A 19,000-nucleotide genomic window follows, 5' to 3' on the forward strand; every position below is an offset into this window, starting at 1 on the left:
TCACAATGTAAAAGTCTTCAATAAAATCATGAAAAATATACAGGAAACTTAATCGGCGCGGTCAAACAAGAGGGGAAACCTTCAAGTTACGAAACAAGTAGGACTTTTAGCACAAGAAAATCGTTGCGATTGTGAGATGTCTACCCTACGATTAGGTGTCTCACATCGATCATTACATATCGCCTGCCCCCTCCTCCCTTCGTACATGATAAAGGTTGGGATAGGTCTCACACATTATTCCGGACTTGGCTGACGAAGCTTTACAGGTTTCGTGTGACCCTTTCGAATTTTTGTATTAATCAATTCAACAAACACTGAGAAGGCCATCGCAAAGTATATATAGCCTTTGGGAATATGAAAAGAAAATCCTTCCCCGATTAACATCACACCAACCAGCAACAAGAAACTCAACGCTAGGATTTTGATCGTCGGATGTTCGTCAATAAACTCACTGATGGCTCCAGAGGAAGCCATCATCACACCAACAGCAATGATAATAGCCGTAGCCATCACCCAGACTTGATCTGCCATCCCAATAGCCGTAATGACTGAGTCTAACGAAAAGACAATATCCAGTATCGCAATCTGTACGATCACCGCGGTAAACGATGCGGCCGCTCTGGTTGTCCCTTCGCTCTCTTCCCCTTCTAATCGTTCGTGAATTTCTAAGGTACTTTTCACTAAGAGAAACAGGCCGCCTGCAATGAGAATCAAATCGCGACCTGAAAAGTCGTGATTAAAAATGGCAAACCATGGAGCGGTGAGCCCCATTAACCATGCCAGCGAAAACAGCAATGCCAATCGCGAGAACATGGCGACGCCTAACCCAAGGACTCTCGCGCGTGCTTGCTCCGCTACCGGTAATTTTCCGGCCAGGATTGAAATAAAAATAATGTTGTCAATACCAAGGACAATCTCGAGTGCAGTCAATGTCCCCAGCGCCAACCATGTCTGAGGATCAGACAACCATTCCATCGCAACAACTCCTTCTTATGAGAGTGGCTTAACGCTACGTGCTTCTTCGTCTGCTCGATGAACATCATTTTCCCTAGGCCATTCGTGCAAGGTGGCCATATAGACATCTAACTGGCTTTCGTTAAGTACAATGGGTGGGATTGGTAGAGTCGACTACGCATGCAGAGGTAGATGTAGGCGAGGATTTTGGAAATTGGACCATTGCACTGTGCAACGGCTTAAACACGATTGAGTCATGGAAACGTTACAATCTTCCAATCTGACACTTTGGAGGTCAATCCTGTCAGACACCTGGATCTATAATGGTAATAATATCAATTCAGTATCGAACATGATGCTTATCTACAAGAATAGCATACCATTTTTATATCACGTGAGAAGTAGATCCAGCGACACCAGGAAAACAAGATTCCTGGTGTCCACTGGGTAACCCACTCACGATACGTGACTCATGCAACAATCGTGTAAAGATCTTCATTCTAGTCTAGTCGTGGTGCATACCCTTTTCATGATCTTCATAATTCTTTTTATGTTTCTTGCCGTGCTTACCTTTTTTCCCCTCTTTGCACTGCTTGTGTTTATCTCGAAGTTCTTTGAGTTTTCCAACTTGCTCTGGCGTTAACTCGGCTTCGATTTGCGCACGGGCATTCATTCGGATTTCTTTCATTTGCTTGTGAAGCGCTTGGAGTTGTTGATGCTTCTGCTCAAGAATCGGTTTGACTTTGGCTTGTTGCTCCTCTGTCAGCTCCAACTTTTTTGTCAATTTCTGGAGTTTCTTTTCAGGATCATGCCCATGATGTTTCCCTTTATCTCCAGCCCATCCTGGAGCTGCCACCAAGACTCCAGAGACCAGCACCATCAGTGCCCACGTCATGATAGTTGTTATTGGACCTTGATGCTTTTGACACCGTTGAACTTCCTTGCTTTGAGTCATTCATTCCTCCCTGTAAATTGAACCTGATTACGGTCTTATGCTCCGCCTCATGTTCACATATTGGCAAACAGCACAAGTTGCTACAGAATGTAGGGCACACTGCCATAGTATACCATATCTTTCCAGGGTGGGTTCGGAGTATGAAGAATTCGAACAACTCAATGCGAATGAATGGCAAAGCAATATCTTAGCTAGGAAGGGTGTGTGAAGAAGGATGGCAGGTCATGGCAGAAAATGATATGCTCATGACAGAAAATGATATGCTCATGACGTCATGTGATAATCAGAACATGGAAAACATGCTGAGGTGTCCGAAAGACGACCTGAGCGACCAAAGAAGGAGTGTCTTGCATGACCGATCAATGGATGCTTCGCGGGGTAGAGTTCAACAACTGTAATTGTGATTGGGGCTGTCCCTGTCAATTTCATGCTCCATCAACCCACGGTTTCTGTGAAGCCTTTGCCGCGGGTCACATCGAAGAAGGCTATTTCAATGACACCCGCTTAGATGGGCTCAACTGGGCCATGGTCCTCCATTGGCCAGGAGAAATTGCAGCCGGTAATGGTAAGCAGCAAGCCATTATTGACAGTCGCGCTACTGACGCCCAACGCGAGGCGCTTCGAAAAATTTTGCATGGCGAATCGACGGCCCCCGGAGCCACACACTTCTTTGTGTTCAATAGCACCATGACTGAAGTCCTTGCCCCACTGTCTGCGCCCATTGACCTTTCGATCGATGTCGAGGCCAGGAAGGCTGAGGTCAACATCCCTGATGTTGCCAAGTCAACGGGAAATCCTATCCGCAATAAGCATACGGGAACGCCCCATCATGCTCGCATCAATCTACCAAATGGGTTTGAATACACCGTGGCTGAAGTCGGCACCGGAACATCGAGCGCAAAGGGCGGGATAGCCTTACAACTTTCCGAAAGCCACGCACATTTTAATACGCTTCACATGAATCAAGACGGCGTTATTCGTGCTGAGTGAGCGACAAAGGATCTACGACAACAATCGTTCTCCTTCACTCATCCTGTTTCCCAGACAGGGAAAGAACACATTCCGTCAATCTCCATTTCTCTTCTGTCTCGATTTAGGTTGAGTCTGGTGGCAGGCCTTCCTCAGCGGGATACGATTGCAATTGTCTCTGGCCTGATTGGCGTGATCGTTCTCGCCTGGGCTTACCTCTTCCATCTCGAATCTGGGATGCCGGAAATAGAGACAAACGGAGTTGGCCGCGTGATGCAGTTTCACCCCTGGAACGGAACTGACTTTGCCTTCATGTTTCTCATGTGGAGCGTGATGATGATCGGAATGATGTTGCCCTCCGCCACCCCGATGACGCTCCTCTATGCTGGCATGGCTCGCAAAGCCAACCGGCAGGGAACGCCGATTGCGCCAACCTCCGCGTTCGTGTCTGGCTATCTAGTGATGTGGGGGCTGTTTAGCATTGCGGCGACACTCGCCCAATTCGGCCTGCACCAAGCCGCACTCCTGTCCCCGATGATGATGACCAATAGTCAAACTCTGGGTGCCGGACTTTTTCTTGTCGCAGGACTCTATCAACTGACCCCATGGAAGAACGTCTGCCTTGAGCATTGTCGTTCCCCAACCTCCTTTATTGCTCACCATTGGCGAACAGGCAGCACCGGGGCCTTTCGAATGGGTCTGGAGCATGGGGTCTATTGCCTTGGCTGTTGTTGGGCCTTAATGGGTTTGCTCTTCTTCGGCGGCGTAATGAACCTTCTGTGGATTGCCGGCCTTACAATTTTCGTATTTCTAGAAAAGGTTTTTCCTTTCGGGGCCTGGGGTGGTCGACTCGCCGGTGTCGGGATGCTCGTAGTCGGTGGGATACTCTTAATGACTTCACTGACTCATTAAAAACCGATGCCAGGTCATGATTGTGGAACCGTGACCCTGGCAATGGTATTCGCGTCGGTACCAAACCAAATTGTTTGTGTGGGCTGGTGGTATATCATATGCCGGACTGTTCCACCGCCGCTTTTGATATTGGTGATGCTGATCACTTCTTCAGTTTTGGGATTAAATCCGATGAGTCGATTCGGGAATGCGCCCGTTTCCACAAACCAGACCCGATCCTGATCATCGACCGTCATCCCATATGGTCGTGCATCGTGGCCACCAGGAGCAAGCCATTCTTTCACCGTTTTTGTAGATGGATTAAACCTTCCGAGATACCCTTCTGCATAGTCGACATACCAGATGGCTCCATCGGAGGTGAGGGCCAATCGTCGAGGCCGCGCATCGGGACGAGGCAGTGAAATTTCCTTCACGGGCTGTGTTGCAGAATCGATGGTTCCCAACTTATTCGAACCAAATTCAGTAAACCATGGACGGCGGGCGGCATCGACAACGATACCATAAGGGCGGGCATTGGCTGTAAGGAGTGGGGTCAATATGACACTGCCTGAATTCATGGCTAATCGGCCCACAAAATTTCCCTGTTGAACGGTAAACCAGATTTCATTGGTGTCTCCAAACACCAGGGTATGTGGATCGGATGCCCCAGAATTAGGCATCATGTATTTGATAATGTTTCCGGTTTTCGGATCGAGTTTGCCGATATGCGAAGCCCGATTACCGGCGTACCACACGAACCCCTGTCCATCAACGATGAGATTGTGGGGGCCCGTTCCGGCATCTAACGGATATTGCCGAAACTTGCCTGTCTTTGGTTCAAACATCGCCACATAATCGCCCTGCTGTCCAACAAACCACACGCGATGATCTTGATCAACATAGGGATCACGCGGCCTCGTCTGCTCCCACGGTACCGTCCATTCCATAATGTCCACAGGATTTTTCCCCACGTGGACTTGTTTCGACTCGGCTGCTGCGCAGCTGAGAAACGCGACAAGACTAAACCAGACAATGATACCAAAGATAAACACAGCTGAATGGCTCTTCATGATGTATGACCTCCAAACACCATTAGCTCATAAGGCAAAGCCCAGCGGCTATCCCTTTTTCTTGGCATTTTTTTCAGCTCGTTTTTCCTTCATCGTTTTAGATGGTTTCTTTTTGGTTTCTTTACGTGAGTCCTGACTTTTTGACATGACGATGACTCCTTGGGGTTTGAATGAATCCTCTCAAATTGCCATTCGGCGCGACATCCTACCGAACCTTTTCATGAAAGTATAGCCATTAAACAATCAAGTATTCTTACGTAAAAACAATCGCCACGACTGACTCACAGAAAATGTACGTTGGAATGTGTCCTGAAAGAAATTTATACGGCAAAATAGACACCAAACCTCTACGCCTAGAGTTATCTTAACATCAATGACAACTGTTTATGCCTCGGACTTCTCAATGATGATCGTGGTTCAAAAAAACCTGAAATTTCCCTTTAAATTCAAGCTTACACGAAGAATAGGTTCAATCGAATTCCCGTAACACTCACGGCATTCGCATGGCTCACACTACCCTATCAATAAAAGTCATATTTGACTCACCACCATCAGAATGTTACCTTAAGGCACGGTTTGAGCTAAGGATACTGCTACAACAAAGTACTCCTAAGTACCAAAAGAGGGGTACATCCCATCTTTTACGATTTGAGCCCCGTTGTACGTGATGCTTTAAACCAAACAATTCGTCTATGCATTTTAGTGCGAGTGTATGGTCGTGCGAGGGTAAAAGATCCCTTGATCTTCTGAGGCAATACCCATGCCTCAGATAACGGGTACGAACGTTCCGACGTCATATTTAGGCAAGCTCATAGCCAGTAAGGTACCCATCTCAGTCAAGAAGGAGAGAGAGATAAGATGAAGATGACTAAAGGTTGGCCAGCTCATAAACGTCCCCATAAAATAGTCAGAATTAAGGATAACCGTAGTATCCCTTGGAAAACATTGGGACTGACAGACCCATCAGAAGAACAGCGGTCTCGGTCAATGGACGAAATTCGACAACAAGTTTTAATGATGTCGTCTCAAGAAATTGGTCAGGGATTTGACGAGATACAGTATGAAGAGACCCCAAAGGCAAGCACGGTCTCTACTCGTGCCAAAACCGAGCGCAAATCACATGGTCGAACGACCAAAAAGCAAACACTCCAACGCTAGGGAGGAGAGAGGCTCAGTTCTTTAGCCGATGTAATGGGAAAAATTAAGAAAGAAACCCAAGGAAAACGACTTCGTGAACATGCTCAACGGCTCAAACGTCAAGAAAAGGCCATGCGTCGTGAGCAACGTAAAGACCAAGCTGCATCCGAAACGCGCCCTGTAGTCGAAGGGGAAGATCCTGACCTTATTGGTCTACGCTGTGGCCCCCAGCCTCCACTGTTTTAAATAATTTCGCCAAAACTCGACAAGGCACTTTCAGACATCAATAATGGTGTTGGCGTAACCGCCATTCGAGGCATTTTTGTGTTTCTGCTCGAGCGGACAACAAGTCCTCTACTACCTTTCCTCACTCACAAGATACCAACACTCCTCTTTTTGTCACAATTATCTCCGACTCTCGCCCTGACACATTTGTTGTGGTTAATCAATGGAATTCGTTCCTACTCAACTCACCAAAATTTCCGAAAATTCGAATAATATAACCAATCACAAAAAGTTCTAGAAGTGTGCTGTGGGCGTGAACGCACCACCGACCCGATCTACTTTCACGGAGAATGCTGAGGTTATTCAATACTGTAATCATAGATGACCTCAGTCGACACGATCGTTCCCAAGGCCAAGCTTTACTGATGGGCAATCGATAATGGCGACTTCGTATTCCTTTTGATGTCAGCATTACTTGATGTCAGCATTACAGATACCCAAGTAACACAACGTTATTACCCACATCAAACATTGAAAGTTCCTTCAAACGGCTATAAATAGATCAACTTCAGAACGCTCAATAATCTGAGCTTAATCGCCGATATAGAACCATTAAGAAAGAGTCGCTTTAACTGAAGATTGTAAGAAGTTCTGATTTATGATTATTCAATCTCTTCCATTACGACTTGGAGTGTTACTTACTGGGTGGATCAGTCTAGCCTTGGGATTCATCGGTATTTTCCTTCCAATCCTGCCAACGACCCCATTTATCCTTCTCGCAGCCTATTGCTTTTCTAAAAGTTCTCCTCAGCTACACCACTGCCTGATCCGTCAACCTACACTTGGCCCCATGATTCAAAACTGGGAACAACACGGCAGTATTAGCAAACGAGCCAAAGTCACCGCGACCGTGACGATGCTGCTGTTTTTTTCCTTTTCCCTGTTTATTCTTTCAGTCGGGATACTCTTGAAAACGATGCTGGTCGGCATTGTGACTGGAGTCTTAGCGTTTATCTGGACGAGACCATTACCACCCTATGACACGACCGGAGAAACTCGCACAAAACTCGCAAACGAAATGTAAGATAAGGTAGGGAAACACAATCTTTCTGATACGAGCCACCAAAGATCTTTCTTGGATACCATTCGTTCACATCTTTTTTAACATGCACACAGACATTGTCGATAGGTCACCTCGCCAATAGCCACCATCACTTCCTCAACAAAATAGAGTGACCTTCTATCATTTGATCTTATGCCGAACGAAAAACGGCCAAAAGATCACTGAGTGCCAGGGTCTTAATTCTCAGTGTCTCCCGTTCATGATCCACTTGAGCTTTGCGTTCTGAATCTCGAGGGTTTTTGACCAAGGCTTTTGCACATTTCATAACCCGATCATACTCTTGTTCGATTTTTTCAGGTACGATTCTATTCGTAGACAGGAGATTTATCACAGACTGCTTTGTCTCAACCAAATGCTTCCGAAACTCGCCTTCGGACAGCGATGAACTCCCATCTTCAGTTCGACAACGATCAAGGTATTGTGCGAGAAGCACATACAACCTCAGTAGGGTCTCAGTTGTTCGAATGTGTTGTGGCACAGATCCTTCTTGAGACATTCATGGCCTCCTTTGGGCTTTGACTTCTCACAGTTGCCCAGTAGCGAGTTGGATTATCACTATCTCGCTCTTTATTGTACCACGCTATTTTGATTGACTAATGATATTTTAGCGCCCACGGAAGGAAAATCACCAAAAGCATCCTTATGGACAGAGGAAATTCGCAAACCACCTTGAAATTTCAAGGCCAGAGGTCTTCTCAATGTTGATTGAACATTGACTCTCACTCTTACCTGCTCGTCCATAGGCTAATCGCGCTCGATGGTACATCGATTCAATCTGCGGTGCATCGAGTTGCCGATTGCTCCCATCCACTAATCCCTCCATTCGAAGTGGTCGAGGGGCCAGTGCAGCAGCAATGTCAGGAATGTCTGCAACTGTCAAAAGACCTCGAATGAGCGAATCTACAGGCTGATAGATATACGGTTTATCCAATAATGTTTCATACGAGGCAAGACCTCCCTGGACATACACGGCTTGAATCTGTGGTTCGAAGAGTGTCGCCAGAAGCGACACAACGCCCCCCAGTGGCTCACCACGCTCCGGATATGAATCTGCGTTGAAAGGAACAGCGAGGTCGTCATCTGAAAAGTTTGATGCGGGAAGCGCAGCACCCCAGATACCGACCCGACTGTCATCAATCTCATCTCGATGCTTAAGATACGCTATCACTGTTCGTAGATCACGAACTCGAGATATGAGTAAACTTTCTCCAAGCATTAAGCTTGTTGCGGCGATACCGGCACTCGGACTGATTCTTCCTCGGTAGATTTCTCCCTGCCGACCATCCCCGGTTCCTCGCAATTCCGTTAAACACACCACAATCCCTTGTTTGAGCAAGCGTCGAATCAACGATTGGCATTCATTTTTTAACCGGCGATTACCTTCCTGAGCCACACCAATGACGACCGGCAATTGGGGAGTATCTGAATGAGAGGGGCGCAGAATCTGCAAACGTACAAAGATGTTTTTTTCAACTTCTAATTTGACATATTCAGATCGGCTGACTCCTTGATACATTGAGTGAACTCGACAGGAAGTGAATGGTTGCATCGGACCGAGAACTGGAACGAGATCTTGCTGTAATTGAATGGCCAACATGGCAGACTCCTGAGTCGCTCGTCCCTCACGAGCAACAGTGAGGTATTGACGAGATAGTTGCTGAACGACTTCATGGACCCGTCGTGAGCTGAATTCTCTTCTGGCCTCTTCTGTCAGACATATGAGCTTGTGTTTTTCAATACACGTGGTCTCCTCGTGTTCCGGGACAGGAATGCCAAACCAATCTTGAAAAATAGGATATAGCTGAGCTCGATGGAGAGGACCAATATTCATGCAATGACTATCTAGAGGACCATTGCTCGACACGTGGCCGGAACCGGAGACCGACCGAAGAGCCTCGGACTGCCCATAGAGTGCATATACGTTTTTAAGATAGTTCCATGCACCATCACCATGATTCCAAGCAAACTCTCGTCCATAGATAAGACGACGCGGGGCCAATGATGCCAAAATAACCCAGGGCCAAAATCGTAATCGAGCCGTATCGGGTAGATTTCTTGTTGATTCCCAATCCCCCATCGAAAGATGTCCAAAGTTAAAGGCGACAACGTTCGATACCCGCATATCGACAGCGCCAACAACGGCCGCAAGATCTCCTCCCCCTGCCACTGAACCGACAACAATGATTCGATCACAGTCAATATGTGGATCAGCACATAACACATCGATACCACGCCGTACATCTTGCACCATCCATCCCATTAAACTTTCACCCACCAACTGTAATTGCATATCAAGCACAGACCGAAAATAGTAGTCTTGCCGATCAACACGAAATGCTCCGGCAAAATCTTTTTGACCGGTAAAAGGATGCTGACGTCGTTCTCCATGACCAAGTAAATCCATGATTAAGACTGTGCATCCTTGGCGAGCCCATGTCATTCCCATGCATTGTAACTCTTCTTCCGATTTTGAATCGTGATGACTGTGACATAGAACGATTGCGGGTGTGTTTGTCGTGATACCGACAGGTCGATACATATTCGCGGTCACAGGAATATCCATGTGGCCATGGAAAACCATATTTTCAATATGACAGGCATTGAGCTTCAAGGTGCCAGTCACGAGAGCACGAGGCGGGGCAACACGTTCCTCACTCAGATTCAACGAGCGACGCAGAGCCTCACATCGAACATCGCGAAAACTTTCCCAATCAGCTTTCGTCTGAATCCCTTTCCCGATCGCAATATCTTTTTGAGCGGCATCGTGAATTCGAGTCGAGAGTTCCCCTCCAAGCTCTCGAATTCGACGATTTCCCGCTGCAACTTTCCGTTCCCACAACCACTGACGTAACGGTAGCGGAAGGCTTTCACTCAGCAGCTGCTTCATTCGCATAGAATCAACCATGGCACATCAGTATGCAACGAATATCAGACATTAGGCTTGGCTCACTCGAATAAATTCTCGAAGAGAGTCCATTCAGGTCAATATTCAATTGGGCATATCATATTATTTGCTTGTCTCACCTTATTGGGTTTACTGAGTATATCAATCAACATCGATCGTGGAATCATCTAAAAGAAGACGACTGAATTCCCTTACATATGATCAATATCTGGAATCAAGTCTCATCTTCTTTGAAAATTTGAAAAGATGAATTTTTCTATTGTCATTGCCCTGAATGTTATTTGATAATACGCGACAATTATTCATCACATTCTCTTCATGGAGATAAAGGAGCCGAACGTATGATAATTGAGAGGTCGATTCGAGAAAAAATTAGAAGGACGGCATGTGTGTTAACGGCCGGATGCGCCATGGCGATGAGTATTGGCATTCAAGAAGTAGAAGCTGTGTCGGTCCAGAACATCTTAACGGCGAACGTGACGACTGTAGACGAAGTCCTTCGTTCCGTTTTTAATGTTGGCGATCCAATTACAATGACCTTCACCTACGATCCCAATCAAGCCATCGATGTCTTTTCGGGGGATCCTGAGATCGGCCAATACCCTTCAGCCCTCAATGATATCGTCATCATGTCCGATCGTTTTTCGACTAACTTCTCAGGAGGCACCGTAACCGTTATTGATAGCCCAGGATTTGAACAAGCCTCCCTTATAAGTAACAATGTGACACAGACTCCCCTGATTGATGCCGTGTTTGGTCCCTTTCAAACAGAAACGCTCTCATACGTGGTCGAATCATCAAATTCAGCCTCTCCCCCCCTGACAAGTGCAACCCTAACTGCCAACACATTTCAACAAATCTTTGAGGCAAACACTCAAGAAGGAGGCTTTCTTCTCTTTCAAAACCTCGACCGAAGCCTCCAACCCATGATGACGTTTTCTGGCACAATCTTCGAAAGCCGACCCATCGACCCCATGAATCCAGTTCCAGAATCCGGAACTCTTACATTACTGGGAACTGGCCTTATCGGCCTTGTGGGATGGCGCTATCGACAGACAACCAAAAGTAAATCAGCAGAAAAGTTTTCCAACTCTCAAAAATTATGATATTGCAACCAAGCTAGCCACCACTCCCAACATCTGAGGCTTTAATATATCCTAAAATAACATCTCCGCGTGCCAGGATACCGACTAACGCGTTCGTTCTCACAACTGGCACGCGAACAAGATGATGCTGTTGAAGTAGTTGTACGACCTCCATGAACGGCGTCTGCTCTGTCACCGTCACCACCTCTTTGGTCATGATCGATGCAACAGACGTACTTCGTAGATCTTTGCCATGTTCAATCGCCTGAAGTAGATCAAACTCCGTCACAATCCCAACTAAAGATTGTTCGTCATCAACCACAGGCAGACTACCAATGTTTCCATCATACAGCTTGTGTCCCACCGTGAGCACCATATCATCTGGACTGCAGGTACTCACCTGATCTTCCATCAGTTGGTGCGCCAAAAGAGTTGCCGGATCACAACGTTGAGAAATCCATTCAACTTTCCTCATTCTTATTCCTCCTCCATCTGACTTACAGAGCCAAGTTCTTATATCAATTCACAAAATCGTTGAATGACGAAACCTTTCATTGTCGTTTCCAAAAATGCTGGCTCCCATTTTATTTACTATCTTCCGCAATGCTATACATTACCAACATTTCACTAAGCATTCATCTAGCACTTGCACTGGATCCTCATCTAAAACCGAGATACCATTCAAGATGAAAGATAACATTCGACTTCCCATAGGTTATGATGAGATTAATGGCTTATGCGTGAGAAGCGAGCAAAGAGGTTACCGAGTATTATGGCCATTACTGGATCATGCTTTTGTGGTGCGGTCACATACACCATCGAAGGAACGTTACGAGAAGCACGATCGTTTCACTGCTCTTCTATAGCCGTTTCAGTTATGCCGAATCTACAGGTGACCCTATTGAATACTGATTGACCCTTCGTTATTGAACCGTCAATCGTCTGCAGGGCATCCAGGCGGGCATAACCTTCCTTATGTTCACGTTGTACCACGCGGAGTTAGTAGTATTTTCCCGCCTGGAACGTATTTAGATTCGCTATAGATGTCGAAAGGCATTTAGTGGGCAGGCGTCAGCTTATGCTCTGGTAAATCCTCAAGAAATTTCGTGGACTTCTGGGGAACATCTACTCACGACCTATAAATCGAAAAATGGTGCGGGGCTACAATTCTGTCGCGTATGCGGCTCGACCCTGTGCGGTACACTCAAAGGGCAGATATATGGCGTCACGCTCGGGTGCACAGAAGGTGATGTAGAAATCAAATTGGGCATACATATCTTTGTCAGTGACAAGGCTTCCTGGAAAACCTTACCATATGATGGCGTTCCTCAATATGAAGAGTGGCTGCCAACAAATACATCTGATAATTGAGAAAAAAATGCTGATTAAGAGAGTAGAAAATTGGAGCGGGCGATGGGATTTGAACCCACTCCGTCGTCTGCTCAGTCCTGAAACCGACTTCGCAAACTCCCACAGAGGGGGCCAGCCCCCTCGTGCACTCCCCACGAAGGGGGACATATCCCCTTCGAAACCCCTAGTCGTAGGTTCAAATACTAGTGTAGTCCAGCAATCCACTGGATACTTTCAAAGAAATTGTAATGGCTTGAAAAATTGGAGCGGGCGATGGGATTTGAACCCACGACAGCTTGCTTGGGAAGCAAGAACTCTACCACTGAGCTACGCCCGCTCTCTAGAGGTGGTCACATTCTATGCGCGTGCTGAAACTTAGTCAAGGTAATTTAGGGAACAATGTGGAGTGATATTTTCCCATCTACCTCTTCAAGCAGCCTTCCGCTCAAATTTGTACGCGACAGGAAGAAGATAGTGAAGCACTATGACGTTAGACGTTCTTGAATTCAATCAAAGCAAACTTTCGTTTGCCAATTTTCATACGATACTGTTCACCGTTTTCAAATGTTGCACTGCCATTGGGATCAGTTAGCTTCTTGCCATCAAGCTGAACTGCATTTTGTGCGATCAGACGACGAGCCTCGGCTTTACTGGGAAGAAGACCGGTTTTCATAAGCAAATCTACCACACCAAGACTTGGGGTATCAGCATTGGCAAAGTCCGAGGACTTAAGCACAACATGCGCGTCTGGTTCATCAGGAAAATCTTTTGATTGAAACCGTTGTTGAAAATCGGCTTTGGCTTGCTCGGCTCCAGCTACACCATGATATTGAAAGACAAGGCGTTCAGCGAGAGCCTTCTTCGCTTCCATCGGGTGTTGTGCATCGATAGTCGACAAGTCTTCTGTGGTCAACAGTTCATAATACCGTCGCATCAGCGTATCACTGACGGACATAATCTTCCCATACATGTCTCCGGGCTTATCTTCCAGGGCAATATAGTTGCCGTAACTCTTACTCATTTTTCGAACACCATCTGTTCCCTCAAGTAACGGCATCGTGATTACCGTCTGAGGTTTCTGCCCATAGTCTCGTTGCAAATCACGACCGACTAATAAATTAAACTTTTGATCGGTGCCTCCCAGCTCGACATCAGCTTTGAGTGCAACTGAATCGTACCCTTGCACCAAGGGATACAGAAACTCATGAACACTGATGGGTTTCTGTTCACGATAGCGGTTCGAAAAATCGTCACGCTCTAGCATACGCGCCACACTGTAATGTGAACATAATTGCACCATATCCTCTGCATGCATCTCACTCATCCATCGACTATTAAATTCTATTCGCGTTTTTTGGGGATCAAGTGTTTTAAAAATTTGTTTTTCATAGGTATTCGCGTTGTCTAACACTTGCTCTTTCGTCAGAGCAACCCGGGTTTCTGATACCCCGGTCGGATCACCAATCATTCCGGTGAAATCGCCAATGAGAAAGATGACTTCATGACCAAGCTCTTGAAAATGTTTGAGCTTTTGAATAAGAACGGTATGACCAAGATGGAGATCGGGCGCAGTCGGATCAAATCCGGCCTTAATTCGTAACGGCCGATGCTCCTTCAGTGACGTCGCGAGTTTTTCTTTCAACTCATCGAGCTGAATCACCTCAACCGTTCCCCGAAGAATAAGGTCTAACTGTCGCTGAAGTTTTGAATCTGACATCAGAGAAGATTTCGTGACTGATTAAGATTTACGCATCAAGATCCGACAGTTTTTTCATATCGTGCATCTTGGCTTATAGAAACCAAAGGACGAATTCGTGCGATCCGCCTCTCCCCTATGCCGGTCACAACTTGCAACTCATCCACTGATCGAAAATGCCCATGCGTTTGACGATATTTGACAATTCTTTGAGCGAGAACCATGCCAATACCCGGGAGCTGTTTCAAATCTTCAAATTGCCCATGATTCAAATCAACGTGAAGATCAGGAGCCTTGCTACCATGTGCAGATAAATGGACTGAAGGAAGGTTAGTCGTGTTATCCGCGAGAGACGAGCGGCTTAACGAGGATGCGCGGTCTAGAGAAGTGCGATCATCAGAAACTGGCCACCCAATGAGCACCAGGCATACAATACCAACACTCAGAGTCCCCACCTTTGTGAGCAATGAGTAGAGCGCTGAGTAATTATCACATTTCACACGCGTTTTTTCGCCTGATGAATTGCTAACCCTTCGACGTCTTCTGCCGCTTCCATCAGGCCTTCGGATAGCGTAGGATGAGCGTGGATCATCGAGGCAAGTCTATCAACTGTGGCACCAACCTCTATCGCCATCGCAGCCTCATGAATCAAATCGGTTGCATGTGCACCCATGATATGCGCACCCAAGAGACGCCCTGACTCTTCATCAGAAATGACCTTAAACAGCCCCGCCGTTTCACCAACACTCTGCGCCTTCCCTAAGCCGATGTATCGAAAACGCCCAATTTTTGTTTGCAGACCGCGTTCACGTGTCTGCTGTTCTGTCAGTCCTACCCTCCCAATTTCTGGCAATGTAAAAATGCCTGCAGGAATGACATCATAATTAACCGTCTGCGAACGACCAAGAATATTTTCAACTGCGACCTTTCCTTGCGCAGATGCTACATGGGCCAGCATGGCTTTACCCACCACATCCCCGATGGCGTAAACACCAAGAATATTCGTCTCCATTCGGTCGTTAATAGTGATCTCACCTCTTGCCCCCAACGTAATTCCGACTTGTTCTAATCCGATCCCTTCTGTATTGAATCGACGGCCGATCGAGACCAGCACCACATCCGTTTTGATCTCCTCGCCCGAGCTGAATTTCACGGTGACTTCAGCATCTCCAACCTGACAAGTTTCAACCTTCGTTTCGATATGCAATTGAATCCGACGTTTTTTAAATTCACGTGCCATCAATGACGAAATTTCTTCATCTTCTTCAGGGAGGAGGGCCGGCATCATTTCCACAACAGACACATCCGAACCCAATCCACTATACAATGAGGCAAATTCACAGCCTTCCACACCTCCACCGATAATCAGAAGACGTTCAGGAATAGACTTCAACTCAAGAGCCTCCTTGCTTGTGATGATTCGCGTACCATCAATGGGAAACAAGGGAAGGTTTGGCCAAGACGACCCAGTGGCAATAATCAAGGCATCGGCCTGAACTGTGGTTTCCGCTCCATCAGCCAGAGACACATGGATCGTCCGATTATCGATTAAAGTTCCCGTCCCTTGTAGATGAGTGACGCCCCCACCTTTCAAGAGCATGCCGATGCCCTTGACCAAATTTGTCACGACTTGATCTTTCCGTTTGACCATTTGAACCACGTCATAGTGTAGGGGACCTTCAATCTGAATACCCAACTCCGCGGCCTTCTTGACCTTTTCCCCTAATTCGACAACTGAAAGAAGAGCCTTACTGGGGATACATCCCCAATTCAAACACACGCCACCCAATGCCTGATTCTCAATAATGGTAACCTTAGCACCCAACTGTGACGCACGAATGGCTGCCACATAGCCGCCTGGTCCTGCGCCAAGTATTGCGATGTGTTTTTGAGAATTCATGAGAATTAGGGTAAATAGTTTATGTCTTACACGTCTCGACTTAAGACTGAGATTTCAGAAACTCAGTATATTGTTCGGCCGTCATCAATTGCTCGATTTCAGCGGCAGTCGATAATTCAAGAACGGCGATCCATCCTTTTCCATACGGATCTTTATTCAGCAGCTCCGGATGTTCATCTAGCTCTTCATTCACTTGAAGGACTTTTCCGCTCACCGGCGTATAAATCGTCGATGTCGCTTTCGTCGATTCGACTTCTCCTAATTCTTGTTCCACCTCAAAGACTGTCCCAACTTTCGGGACTTCAATAAACACCACGTCACCTAAGGCATCTTGTGCAAAATTACTGATACCAATCGTCGCACGCTGACCATCAACCCGAACCCATTCATGCTCTTTGTGAAACCGCAGATCACTCGGCTCCATGAGGGCCTCCTATAAGTTGTAAAAAACGAAAAGGACGTGATTAAAAATGCCGTACAGCAAAACCCAACTCCTTAAACATGCAGAGCGTACACACAAGTACGTGAGCACGAACAGGAGTGGGAACATAGCTGTCAGATATTTTCAACCCTTCCGGAATGTATCAGGAAAACGGTCGTAAATCATAGACCAACCCAATTCCCTGAGGCACATCGGCCTCTCCCGTGAGTTCCTTTAAAGATTCGGAAGACCAGGCTTTCACGCCTAACTTTCTTGGAACCGTCAACCAGAGTCTGGTTGGATCTTTGAAAATCTCTAAAAAACGTTTTGCAACCTTTGAAAGTGACTCTTGTTGAAAACGACCAGGTAATCCGTCAGACGATCCCTGGATGCGCTGCGGACCATCCACATCAAGCACTAAGAAAGAAAAATCGAGATGGTGGCTCTCAAGAATATCTTCATTCAATTGTAACAACGTGCGTAGCGGCTCGTTGAGACCTCCAGCATATAGTTCAAGTGCTACTTGAAATTTAGAATGAGACTGCCTGACGCTATCCATGAGGTCCTGCAAAACCTTCAATTGCGCTCGGGATCTCCAGCCTATCCATCGCCAAAATTCGGATTCTTTCGGGGGAGCAATTCGTCCTGACTTCCTATTGAGACTCTTAATAGCAAATACTTTTTGCGGATGAAACGTCAATCCAAATTCCTGCTGAAATTTCTTTAATGCAATCGGCGTCACGCCATCAAACATTCCCAGCGGTGCATCATCAAGAAAAACAATCCCATCTATTCCAGAACTCGCGAGCACCGCAAGAATATCCTTTAAAAAATTTTGATACTCGCGATTAAATAAATCAAAATACTGAGTTGAACGAAGCCCTTTTGTTTGTTGATCGTAGGCCCGATCAGCCCAACGGTTACCGGAGTCGACATCTAACCGACCGAGACACCTCACATTCACCCCTAAAAATACGGTCAGCCCATGCTGATGCGCGTGCGTCACAAATGAAGAGAAACTTTGCGACAGCCCCGAGGGATCGACCTCCACACTCGAAGACGGCTGAAACAACGCCCCAGCGTCTTCTTTCATCATGCCGCATTCGAGATTAATCAATTGAGTCGTCACACCTCGACGCGACATATTCTTTAAACGTGTCTTCCAATCACGTCCTTCAGCCCATTGTCCGAGGGTCATCTGTAATGCAAACACCTCGGCCTGTTGGCGAATACGCGGAATCGAAGACGGAGGCGTGATTTGAGGAGCAGGCGGAGCAGTAGGAGGGGGAGTCAACGATGCATGAATCTGATCCCTATACTGCTGCGCCTCCTGATGATGCGCGCGACTTTCGGCTTGATCCAACACCTGCTGATAGTGTTTCAGGGCCGTTTTGATCTTGCCAGATTCATGATAGGACCGTGCCAGCAACCATCTCACATCAGACTCAAAGCTCGAACGCGGATAGGTCGACAAGAAGCGATTCAGTTTCTCAATAGCTTGCGCATATCGACCAGAAAGGACGTCTGATTTCGCTGAATGAAAGATTCGCTCCTGAGAACGGACTTGAAGATCTTGAACTTGCACGGGCTTCTGCGATGGGGCACTTTTCCCACAGGCAGAAAATAACAACGCGACAAGTAATAACCAAAACCAATAACTGGCCCTGTTCGTTCCTTGCGATTCAACATCTCTCCGAGTCCAAGCCATAATCATTTAGATACCCTCGAATTGGGAATCCACCAGATTCAAGCCACTCAACAAGATCCCCACTCCTCAGCTTGCCACACTCATGATTTCAGTTCTGGAAAAAAGAAGGCAACTTCAACCTGCGCTGTCTCCAACGCATCGGACCCATGCACAGCATTGGCTTCTATCGACGCACCATGCGCAGCACGGATGGTTCCTGCTTCCGCCTTCTTGGGATCTGTAGCCCCCATCAAATCACGGTTGACCTTAATGGCATTCTCCCCTTCCAGCGCTAAGACGACAACGGGACCAGAAGCCATATATGTCGTGAGATCATGAAAAAATGGACGCTCTTTATGCACAGCATAAAACCCTTCGGCTTGGTCTTTGGAGAGCGTCATCATCTTGAGAGCGATGGGCGGAATTCCCGCTTCTTCATATCGCCGAATAATGTCCCCGATCACATGTTTCTTCACCGCATCCGGCTTAATAATCGCAAGCGTACGCTCCTTCATAAACCTAAATCCTTTCTTTAATTTTTACGTATTATACTAACAAAGAGAAACTCTAAGAGTGCCTTATAACTTCAATAAGTGCCACGCATTCTATGAGACCGCCGACTATGGATGCAA

Annotated in this window: 19 protein-coding genes and 1 tRNA gene; 7 read left to right on the plus strand and 13 right to left on the minus strand. The window is 46.6% G+C overall.

The window, feature by feature from the left end:
• Positions 1-234: 234 nt before the first annotated feature.
• Both ACWQXP_RS05880 and ACWQXP_RS05885 read right to left on the minus strand, forming a co-directional pair.
• Complete coding sequence (locus ACWQXP_RS05880) at positions 235-975, minus strand: TerC family protein (RefSeq protein ID WP_454061908.1); 741 nt, start codon at positions 973-975, stop codon at positions 235-237.
• 484 nt (positions 976-1,459) lie between these two features.
• Positions 1,460-1,909 (minus strand): periplasmic heavy metal sensor, encoded by a 450-nt coding sequence (locus ACWQXP_RS05885; protein WP_454061909.1) that lies wholly within the window; start codon positions 1,907-1,909, stop codon positions 1,460-1,462.
• A 351-nt stretch (positions 1,910-2,260) separates the two neighbouring features.
• Between ACWQXP_RS05885 and ACWQXP_RS05890 the strand changes: the two genes are divergently transcribed.
• Together ACWQXP_RS05890 and ACWQXP_RS05895 are read left to right on the plus strand one after the other, a co-directional pair.
• Positions 2,261-2,899: a DUF1326 domain-containing protein gene (locus ACWQXP_RS05890; RefSeq protein ID WP_454061910.1), complete on the plus strand. Its 639-nt coding sequence runs from the start codon at positions 2,261-2,263 to the stop codon at positions 2,897-2,899.
• Between the two features lie 117 nt (positions 2,900-3,016).
• Positions 3,017-3,790 carry a DUF2182 domain-containing protein gene (locus ACWQXP_RS05895; RefSeq protein ID WP_454061911.1) on the plus strand — a complete coding sequence of 258 codons (774 nt, stop codon included), beginning with the start codon at positions 3,017-3,019 and terminating at the stop codon, positions 3,788-3,790.
• A gap of 14 nt (positions 3,791-3,804) precedes the next feature.
• On the opposite strand, the gene ACWQXP_RS05900 is transcribed toward ACWQXP_RS05895, so the two are convergent.
• Positions 3,805-4,839 carry a Vgb family protein gene (locus tag ACWQXP_RS05900; protein ID WP_454061912.1) on the minus strand — a complete coding sequence of 345 codons (1,035 nt, stop codon included), beginning with the start codon at positions 4,837-4,839 and terminating at the stop codon, positions 3,805-3,807.
• An 858-nt stretch (positions 4,840-5,697) separates the two neighbouring features.
• On the opposite strand from ACWQXP_RS05900, the gene ACWQXP_RS05905 reads away from it, so the two are divergent.
• The 3 genes from ACWQXP_RS05905 (at position 5,698) to ACWQXP_RS05915 (ending at position 7,285) form a co-directional block, all read left to right on the plus strand.
• Positions 5,698-5,997 carry a hypothetical protein gene (locus ACWQXP_RS05905; RefSeq protein WP_454061913.1) on the plus strand — a complete coding sequence of 100 codons (300 nt, stop codon included), beginning with the start codon at positions 5,698-5,700 and terminating at the stop codon, positions 5,995-5,997.
• A gap of 33 nt (positions 5,998-6,030) precedes the next feature.
• Positions 6,031-6,222, plus strand: a complete 192-nt coding sequence (locus ACWQXP_RS05910) for a hypothetical protein (RefSeq protein WP_454061914.1) — start codon at positions 6,031-6,033, stop codon at positions 6,220-6,222.
• 637 nt (positions 6,223-6,859) lie between these two features.
• Positions 6,860-7,285 carry a YbaN family protein gene (locus ACWQXP_RS05915; RefSeq protein WP_454061915.1) on the plus strand — a complete coding sequence of 142 codons (426 nt, stop codon included), beginning with the start codon at positions 6,860-6,862 and terminating at the stop codon, positions 7,283-7,285.
• A gap of 169 nt (positions 7,286-7,454) precedes the next feature.
• Here the strand turns inward: ACWQXP_RS05915 and ACWQXP_RS05920 are convergent, their stop codons facing one another.
• Positions 7,455-7,820 (minus strand): hypothetical protein, encoded by a 366-nt coding sequence (locus tag ACWQXP_RS05920; RefSeq protein WP_454061916.1) that lies wholly within the window; start codon positions 7,818-7,820, stop codon positions 7,455-7,457.
• A 144-nt stretch (positions 7,821-7,964) separates the two neighbouring features.
• Positions 7,965-10,217, minus strand: a complete 2,253-nt coding sequence (locus ACWQXP_RS05925) for an acetylxylan esterase (protein WP_454061917.1) — start codon at positions 10,215-10,217, stop codon at positions 7,965-7,967.
• A gap of 353 nt (positions 10,218-10,570) precedes the next feature.
• On the opposite strand from ACWQXP_RS05925, the gene ACWQXP_RS05930 reads away from it, so the two are divergent.
• Complete coding sequence (locus ACWQXP_RS05930; protein WP_454061918.1) at positions 10,571-11,335, plus strand: PEP-CTERM sorting domain-containing protein; 765 nt, start codon at positions 10,571-10,573, stop codon at positions 11,333-11,335.
• Between the two features lie 13 nt (positions 11,336-11,348).
• Here ACWQXP_RS05930 and ACWQXP_RS05935 read toward each other — a convergent pair whose 3' ends face one another.
• Positions 11,349-11,789 (minus strand): CBS domain-containing protein, encoded by a 441-nt coding sequence (locus ACWQXP_RS05935; protein ID WP_454061919.1) that lies wholly within the window; start codon positions 11,787-11,789, stop codon positions 11,349-11,351.
• Between the two features lie 557 nt (positions 11,790-12,346).
• Between ACWQXP_RS05935 and ACWQXP_RS05940 the strand changes: the two genes are divergently transcribed.
• Positions 12,347-12,685 (plus strand): GFA family protein, encoded by a 339-nt coding sequence (locus ACWQXP_RS05940; protein WP_454062990.1) that lies wholly within the window; start codon positions 12,347-12,349, stop codon positions 12,683-12,685.
• Between the two features lie 241 nt (positions 12,686-12,926).
• Here ACWQXP_RS05940 and ACWQXP_RS05945 read toward each other — a convergent pair.
• From ACWQXP_RS05945 to ndk, 7 genes are all read right to left on the minus strand, one after another.
• A tRNA-Gly gene (locus ACWQXP_RS05945) sits at positions 12,927-13,001 on the minus strand.
• Between the two features lie 153 nt (positions 13,002-13,154).
• Entirely contained in the window at positions 13,155-14,381 is a 1,227-nt protein-coding gene (gene tyrS, locus ACWQXP_RS05950; protein ID WP_454061920.1) for a tyrosine--tRNA ligase, read from the minus strand.
• A gap of 35 nt (positions 14,382-14,416) precedes the next feature.
• Positions 14,417-14,860 (minus strand): ComEA family DNA-binding protein, encoded by a 444-nt coding sequence (locus ACWQXP_RS05955; RefSeq protein WP_454061921.1) that lies wholly within the window; start codon positions 14,858-14,860, stop codon positions 14,417-14,419.
• Positions 14,857-16,260, minus strand: a complete 1,404-nt coding sequence (gene lpdA, locus ACWQXP_RS05960) for a dihydrolipoyl dehydrogenase (protein WP_454061922.1) — start codon at positions 16,258-16,260, stop codon at positions 14,857-14,859. The genes ACWQXP_RS05955 and lpdA overlap by 4 nt, the downstream gene beginning before the upstream one ends.
• Before the next feature lie 40 nt (positions 16,261-16,300).
• Positions 16,301-16,684 (minus strand): glycine cleavage system protein GcvH, encoded by a 384-nt coding sequence (gene gcvH, locus ACWQXP_RS05965; RefSeq protein WP_454061923.1) that lies wholly within the window; start codon positions 16,682-16,684, stop codon positions 16,301-16,303.
• Between the two features lie 160 nt (positions 16,685-16,844).
• Positions 16,845-18,395: a tetratricopeptide repeat protein gene (locus tag ACWQXP_RS05970; protein ID WP_454061924.1), complete on the minus strand. Its 1,551-nt coding sequence runs from the start codon at positions 18,393-18,395 to the stop codon at positions 16,845-16,847.
• 74 nt (positions 18,396-18,469) lie between these two features.
• The gene (gene ndk / locus ACWQXP_RS05975; RefSeq protein WP_454061925.1) at positions 18,470-18,883 is read right to left on the minus strand and encodes a nucleoside-diphosphate kinase; all 414 of its coding nucleotides are present in this window, start codon (positions 18,881-18,883) and stop codon (positions 18,470-18,472) included.
• Positions 18,884-19,000 lie beyond the last annotated feature (117 nt).

The sequence above is a fragment of the Candidatus Nitrospira salsa genome, assembly GCF_965152625.1.

Coding starts and splice junctions, on each gene's coding strand:
- ACWQXP_RS05910 (WP_454061914.1), top strand. CDS start 6,031: ATGGGAAAAATTAAGAAAGAAACCCAAGGAAAACGACTTCGTGAACAT.
- ACWQXP_RS05935 (WP_454061919.1), bottom strand. CDS start 11,789: ATGAGGAAAGTTGAATGGATTTCTCAACGTTGTGATCCGGCAACTCTT.
- ACWQXP_RS05890 (WP_454061910.1), top strand. CDS start 2,261: ATGACCGATCAATGGATGCTTCGCGGGGTAGAGTTCAACAACTGTAAT.
- ACWQXP_RS05905 (WP_454061913.1), top strand. CDS start 5,698: ATGAAGATGACTAAAGGTTGGCCAGCTCATAAACGTCCCCATAAAATA.
- ACWQXP_RS05930 (WP_454061918.1), top strand. CDS start 10,571: ATGATAATTGAGAGGTCGATTCGAGAAAAAATTAGAAGGACGGCATGT.
- ndk (WP_454061925.1), bottom strand. CDS start 18,883: ATGAAGGAGCGTACGCTTGCGATTATTAAGCCGGATGCGGTGAAGAAA.
- ACWQXP_RS05900 (WP_454061912.1), bottom strand. CDS start 4,839: ATGAAGAGCCATTCAGCTGTGTTTATCTTTGGTATCATTGTCTGGTTT.
- gcvH (WP_454061923.1), bottom strand. CDS start 16,684: ATGGAGCCGAGTGATCTGCGGTTTCACAAAGAGCATGAATGGGTTCGG.
- ACWQXP_RS05880 (WP_454061908.1), bottom strand. CDS start 975: ATGGAATGGTTGTCTGATCCTCAGACATGGTTGGCGCTGGGGACATTG.
- ACWQXP_RS05970 (WP_454061924.1), bottom strand. CDS start 18,395: ATGATTATGGCTTGGACTCGGAGAGATGTTGAATCGCAAGGAACGAAC.
- tyrS (WP_454061920.1), bottom strand. CDS start 14,381: ATGTCAGATTCAAAACTTCAGCGACAGTTAGACCTTATTCTTCGGGGA.
- ACWQXP_RS05925 (WP_454061917.1), bottom strand. CDS start 10,217: ATGCGAATGAAGCAGCTGCTGAGTGAAAGCCTTCCGCTACCGTTACGT.
- ACWQXP_RS05885 (WP_454061909.1), bottom strand. CDS start 1,909: ATGACTCAAAGCAAGGAAGTTCAACGGTGTCAAAAGCATCAAGGTCCA.
- lpdA (WP_454061922.1), bottom strand. CDS start 16,260: ATGAATTCTCAAAAACACATCGCAATACTTGGCGCAGGACCAGGCGGC.
- ACWQXP_RS05920 (WP_454061916.1), bottom strand. CDS start 7,820: ATGTCTCAAGAAGGATCTGTGCCACAACACATTCGAACAACTGAGACC.
- ACWQXP_RS05915 (WP_454061915.1), top strand. CDS start 6,860: ATGATTATTCAATCTCTTCCATTACGACTTGGAGTGTTACTTACTGGG.